The 6,112-nt window shown below is 60.9% G+C and carries 4 protein-coding genes and 1 pseudogene; 3 read left to right on the top strand and 2 right to left on the bottom strand.

What is annotated here, in order from left to right; translation table 11 throughout:
- From ABX74_RS25230 to ABX74_RS25215, 3 genes and pseudogenes are all read left to right on the top strand, one after another.
- Window positions 1–479: pseudogene (locus tag ABX74_RS25230) on the top strand (glycosyl transferase); the annotation flags it as partial.
- A gap of 34 nt (window positions 480–513) precedes the next feature.
- Complete coding sequence (locus tag ABX74_RS25225; RefSeq protein WP_047889949.1) at window positions 514–1,767, top strand: hypothetical protein; 1,254 nt, start codon at window positions 514–516, stop codon at window positions 1,765–1,767.
- Window positions 1,768–2,341: 574 nt separating this feature from the next.
- Entirely contained in the window at window positions 2,342–2,845 is a 504-nt protein-coding gene (locus ABX74_RS25215) for a GbsR/MarR family transcriptional regulator (protein ID WP_020908019.1), read from the top strand.
- Window positions 2,846–2,881: 36 nt separating this feature from the next.
- On the opposite strand, the gene ABX74_RS25210 is transcribed toward ABX74_RS25215, so the two are convergent.
- Together ABX74_RS25210 and ABX74_RS25205 are read right to left on the bottom strand one after the other, a co-directional pair.
- On the bottom strand, window positions 2,882–3,913 hold the full coding sequence (locus tag ABX74_RS25210) for an iron-siderophore ABC transporter substrate-binding protein (protein ID WP_047889948.1): 1,032 nt from the start codon (window positions 3,911–3,913) through the stop codon (window positions 2,882–2,884).
- Between the two features lie 182 nt (window positions 3,914–4,095).
- On the bottom strand, window positions 4,096–5,955 hold the full coding sequence (locus ABX74_RS25205) for a DUF4012 domain-containing protein (RefSeq protein WP_047889947.1): 1,860 nt from the start codon (window positions 5,953–5,955) through the stop codon (window positions 4,096–4,098).
- Between the last annotated feature and the right edge of the window lie 157 nt (window positions 5,956–6,112).

Here is a 6,112-nt window from a genome sequence, read left to right as displayed (position 1 = left end):
GGGGAGGAGGCATGGGTGGGGACCAAGGGCAGGGAGACGGTGGGGCTCTGCCGAACTCTGATGACGCGAGCAGTAATCCGACGGCGAGTGGGCCAGGAACAACGAGTGGGCCAGGAACAAGCAGTGGTAGCGAAAGTACTTCCGAGTTGACGGCAATGTTGGTCAATGCGGGCACCACGTGGTCGGCCGCGACCAACGGATCGCAAAGCGCAGCAACCTACGAGTTGGCCAGCGATACTGCGGTGATGGCGATCGGCGGTTGGAGTTCTGATCCCGCACCGACGCTGGACCAGTTCATCGAGTACGTGGCAGACGGCGAGATCCACTACTACATCGCCAGTGGCCAGGGCGGAAGCCCGAAAGACAGCCAAGGCGGGGACAGTACGTCGAGTGCTATTCAGGAATGGGTCGGAGCGAATTTCTCGTCGACAACGGTGGGAAATTCCACGATCTACGACCTCAGCGGGTATGTCGGATAGCGACGTAGTTGTTGTCGTAGGCAATGATCGAGAAATGTCTGGGCGCACCGCACACGAGTCGAACCGTCGCCGCGAGCAATGGACCTGGCGCGACGGGCTGGTGATCGTCTCGATCGTCGCATTGGGAACTGTTGTCGCAGCGGTGACGAACGAGGGCACGGGCACGTCGATTCCCGGCTGCGAGTCGGTGGAATCGCCAGGTCCGCCGGTGCGAATCAACTACGGTTTTACCGGTGAGCCCGGTTATGACGACCCGGACTATCCATGGTTCTCGGGACCGAAGGCCACCGCCATGAGCGACGCACTACTCGAATCGTTGCCTTCCGATGTCGACGTTGCATTTGCGAGTCCATCGAAATCGCTCGAGTTCGCGCCGATCCAGAATTACCGAGGCGTTTCGTTTCCCGACGGGGTCGACCCGATCGAGTTCAGCGGTTCGACGTCGGCGAAGGGAACCTTGACTCGCGTCGGGCGGACTGCGGATATCTCGGTTCAGGTTCGTGCATGGGATCAGCCGGTGCCACCGTGCCTGGAGGGGCTGGTGGATCGGCGGGAGTATCTCGCGAACGGAACGGTACTCGACATCGCAGATTTCGAGGACAGAGCAGATTTCGAAGACAAAGACGGTTCGGAAGTCGGGGGCGAGCGCGGTGTAGTCGCGTATCTCGGTGACGGATCCAGAGTTGTTGCGAGCATCGACACGTCGACCGGCACTTCGACGGATAGTGGTCTGCTTTTGACGATGGACGAACTGATCGCGGTCGCGACAGCGCCCGGGCTCGCTGTGACTGAGCCGGTCCCAGACTCGACGCCGCCACCGATGGCATCCTGCTACACCGATTCCGTGAATGCCGGTCCACCTGCGACGCGCATGGATATCGACCGACTGAATCAGTTGCTCGATGCACGTTGGAAGGATCTCGGCGCAGAAGAGGTCACTTTGGAACGCTCGCTCGGTTCGCTGGTTCCGGATGACTACGGACGGGGAGGGGCGTGCGAACGAATCGTCGTCTCGACATCGGACGGCCGCGGTGATGTCGAGATATCGATTGGTACGGCCGTCCCGGAACCAGGCGCGATCCTGACGTTGCCCAACGCCACCACGGTGACTCGCCTGGTCGATCCCGATGGCTCGGGCGATGACACGGTCCGGGTTGTTCACCCCTCCGGCGAAACAGTAGTGGTGACCCAGTTCGTGACATCGGCTGGCTCCACATCGGCGTCGCCTTTGACGATCGAACAGCTCGAGTTCATCGCAACGACTCCAGGGCTGGTGATTTCGCGGTAGTAGTGGACGCGTCTCGGTTACCGTGTCGCGAATGGCAGGAGAAATTGGTCGGTGGCGTCTGTTGATTTGCGTAGTAGGCATGGCTTCCTCGATCGGGCTCGTGGGATGCACAGTCGATTTGGAGCAATCGTCACCCTCGCGGGAGACACCAGTCGGTGGTCTTTCTGCAGGTTCAGAGTGCCCAGGCGACCCCATTGTGGAGGCGGCATTGGCTGACGCACTGCGCTCACGAGCATCCGAGTTACCTACTGGATTGACAGTCGGCGGCGGGTCGTTCGATAGTGAATCGCGAAATGTCCGCCTCGATCTGTGCGTCGTGGATACCGACCCGCGCGACTCGGCTTCGTTGACCGCCCGGGCCATTCAGGCTTCGCCTCTTGGTGATTCGGTGAGCTCGATGGTCGTCCAAGTCCGCGAGCCGAATGGGTCGGCGACGACGGTGACGTGTGCCGACTTCACAGCGCACGACTTCTCGGGCGACCCTGCGGCGACGCGGAATGCGTGGGTGTAGGCATCAGCTGGCAGAATCGGAAGTCAATGTTCTTGTTGTCGAGTGACGTCGGAGGCTCAACGAATGGGCGATGCCAGCCCTGCTCGCGGTGACGACTTCTCCACGTGGTTCATTGACCAGTTCTCCGTGTACTGGCAGTCCGGTGGTGGAGCTCGCATCGAGGGACGCATTGCGGGCTATTTGTTGATCAGCGAGTCGCCAGGGGTCAGTGCCGAAGAGTTGGCGCAGGCACTGGGCGCCAGTCGCGGATCGGTGTCCACTTACATTCGCCGGTTGATCGACCGGGGGTTCGTCAAGCTCACGCGCAAGCCTCGGGATCGGACTCACTACTACGTCATGGATTCCGACGTGTGGGGCGGATTCCTCGAAACAGAGCACGTGTATCTCGAGAATCAACGCAAACTCGCGACTGAAGCACTGCAGTACGCAAATCCCAACGGCCCCGCCTACATTCGTGTCCTCAACATGCGCGACTACATGGGGTGGATCATCGACAATCGAATGTTGAGTAGCGAGTGGATGCGATTCAAAGCCCAACGCGACGGCAAGAAGCCCGCATCCGAATAGGACGCGGGCTTCTCGATCGCGCGATGCTGATCTACATCACTTGTTCAGCTTTGCGATTGCCTCGTCGATCATCGGCACGTAGCGCTCGAGCGACCAGGGCACAGTCAGAGGGTTGATCATCGAGGAACCGGTGACGAAGGGCTGCTCGGTCGGAGCGATGACAGTTCCCCGAGCCACAGCGGGGATGGCCTTGTAGGCGGGCTGCGCTTCGATCTCGGCCCGATTGGCCGGGTCCGAGTAGAAGGTGAAGAGCAGGTCGGACTTGTCGAGGAGGTTTGCGTTCTCGAGGCCGATGACGGCGGAGTCTGTTCCTTCAGATTCCGTCAAGGTGTAGACGACGGGATCCACCTGCAAGCCGAGTGCGCGGACCATGGCCACGCGCTGCTCTTCGGCGAAGAAGACGCCGAGGGTTCCTGGGCCCGTGTTGTAGATGAAGGAGAAGCTGACGTCGGCGTAGTTCGGATGTGCTGCAGTCGATTCCGCGAACTGCGACTTGATCTTGTCGATTTCGGCTGTCGCCTTCTCGGATTCGCCCATGGCTTTGCCGATGACGTTGATCTGGTCTTCCCACGTGATGGTCCACGGACTCTCGGCGTAGGCGACGGTCGGCGCGAACGCATTCAGTGAGTCGAACTGCTGCTGGGTGATGCCGGACCAGGGGGCGAGGATCAGGTCGGGCTCGAGGGCGATGATCGCTTCGATGTTGAGGTCGGTGCCGCCGGTGAACTGCTCTGGCAGTTCGCCACCCTGCTTCGTGACCGCTTCGTGCACCCACGGCAGATATCCGGTGTCGTCGCTGCCCCATGCGTACTTTTCGACGCCGACGGGGATCGTGCCGAGCGCGATCACGGTCTCCGCCGACCCCATGCCGAGAGTCACGATTCGCTCGGGCTTTTCGGTGATGACGGCGTTTCCGAGCGCACTTTCGATGGTGACGGTTTCGAAGTCGCTGCTGCTCGATTCGGTTGCGGTGTCGTTGTTACTGCATCCGCCGATTACCAGGGCGGCAATGACCAATCCGCTCAGGGCCACAGTTCGGCGAAGTGAGCGCACACGGGCGTATCGCATGGGGAACCTTCCGTTGTCGATGCGCCGAGGAGTGAGACTCCGACGGATCGCAGCCGACGGCCGGTTCCAGGCGCGTCAGGAAGCATAGGCTAGCCTTTGCCAAAGTTTCAAATCTCTTGAAAGTTCACGCGACGGCAAACGCCGACACAACAGGGGGATCCGTCGACGTTTGCCGGTCAGGCTCAGCAGGTAGGCACGTCGACCGTGATCTTCGGCTCGTCGACCAGCGGCTGGACAGGGACACGGGCTTCGCCCTCGGCTGTTGGCTCGGTCAGATCGAACTTCAGCTCAACGGTCTGCCCTCGCGGAATGACGGCCCTTGTCATGAATGCCGGGTGGCCCTGTTCGGTTCCGTTGACGGCAAACGAAATCTGCCCGCCCACGGAGACTGCGTCGAGTTTGGCGCCGGTCGTTGCCAGTAGTGTGACTGCAGCCACGTTGGTGCCCTTGGGTAGTCGTCCGGGGTTGTCGACGATCCCGCTGACATATTCGGTCAGGTCGGCGTCGGGCGCGTTGTTTGTCAGTCGAACGGTGACCGCTGTCTTTCGGGTGTCGCCGGTGCACGTCTGGGCTGTGTAGTCGATTTCTCGTGTGAGGTAGTAGTCGAGCTTGTTGCCGGCTTGGTTGTTGATCACCACACCGGCGTACGGAGCGGCATCATCGGGAATGGTGTGCCCGAGGACGGTGTCGGCGAGAACCGATTGTTCGTCGGGGTGAGAGCTCCACACGGCGATTCTGCCCTCGCTGACGCCCTTGCCCAGAGCTTCCAGCAGTGCGCTCGGCGACTTGATGTTCCCGGTCATCTTCTCCACGACACGAGCTGCGATTGTCTGCAGATACTGCTTTCGTGCCTTGTTGTCGGAAGGGAAGCGAGCGTACGCAGTCGACTCGGTCAGTTCCACGACGTTGTCGGCGGTGACCGACTCTCCGTCGGGCATCTTGATCGGTCCTACCGCTTCGAGGATGTAACTCAGGGCGATCGGATCGGTCGCTATCGCACCGTCGACCATCTCACCCCCGGACTCCTGTGACCACAGGGACTGCCAGATCTGCGCTGCGTAGGGAAAGTGCGAGCTGAGGTTGCTGTTGCGAGAATCGGTGGTCGGGCGACTGTTTCCGTACAGCTGGTTGAAGTCAGGACCAAGGTCTATCGGTTGATTGTCCAGTGTTAGTTCGGAGTTGGGGGAGAGCGTGTCCACCCGAGCGGCGCCGTTGTCGACTCGGACGATGCCGTATCCACCCAATAGACCGCCGGTTCCTCGGGCTTCGGCATTGGTCTGGAAACCGATGAAGTAATTCCGCGGTCCGTCGGTGCCGAGCATCGCCGGTGCGATGCGCGCCGCGGTGGCGGTGTTCGTCAGGAGGGTAGCCAGTTCGCTTGTCTGCGACTGCAATTCTGCTCTGGCATCGTTAACTCGGCCCAGGTACTTTGATTCGCGAACTTCCTGTGCCTGCGACGACAGCAATTCCGCGGCGATAGCTGTTTCGTCCAATTTCGGTTCCGCTTCGCGTAACGGTGCGAGTGCCAAGCGTCCACCAGGCTGGACCAATTCCGTTGGTGCGAGTGAAGTTCCGACAGTGACAGCGGGACCGAGAACGTCACGCGTGAGTCCCTGAACGACCTCGGTCATCTGACGCGTCGTGTCGAAGGGCGACCCGATGACCGGAATTGCGGCGGCGATGTTCCAGGGGAGTGAATGGGTGTTGTCGTACGCTGCGGATGCATTTCGATCGGCTTCCGCCGCGGTGGACTCTGCGACCCCGGTATCCCCGGCCAGAAGTGCACTCTTCGCCGATTGTGCATGGTCGCGAGCTGCTTCAAGGTTGTCTTTCGCCTCGTATGCCGTGTACCCGAGCCAGGCCACGAAACCGCCCACCACCAGTGCCGTTCCCGTGATTGCGAGTGCAGTTCGACGGCCTCCCGGCAGTGTGACCGTCCTCTTCGGTTCGCGCTCCGGGCCCCTCGGTGGGATGGTGTTGGAGCCGCTCGGTTCAGCCCCGGAATCGTCGTCGGACTTTGGTCCCACCGTGTCGTTGTTCATCCGCTGAAGCTCCTGACGTTTGAGTGCGTGAAAGCTGCGTCGACATGTCTAGCAGTGTTGGCCCAGTGGTGAAAACTTAGACGAGACAGTAGGGTTCGGTTCGGCCGTTCGTGGTGTTCGCTCCCATGGATTCACGTGATCAGCCATCGAATGTTCG

Source organism: Rhodococcus sp. ARP2 (assembly GCF_001029585.1).
In the GTDB taxonomy this organism is placed as follows: Bacteria; Actinomycetota; Actinomycetes; order Mycobacteriales; family Mycobacteriaceae; genus Rhodococcus_F; species Rhodococcus_F erythropolis.
The sequence above is the reverse complement of the archived record's forward strand: the minus strand, read 5'-3'. Positions and strand labels throughout refer to the sequence as shown.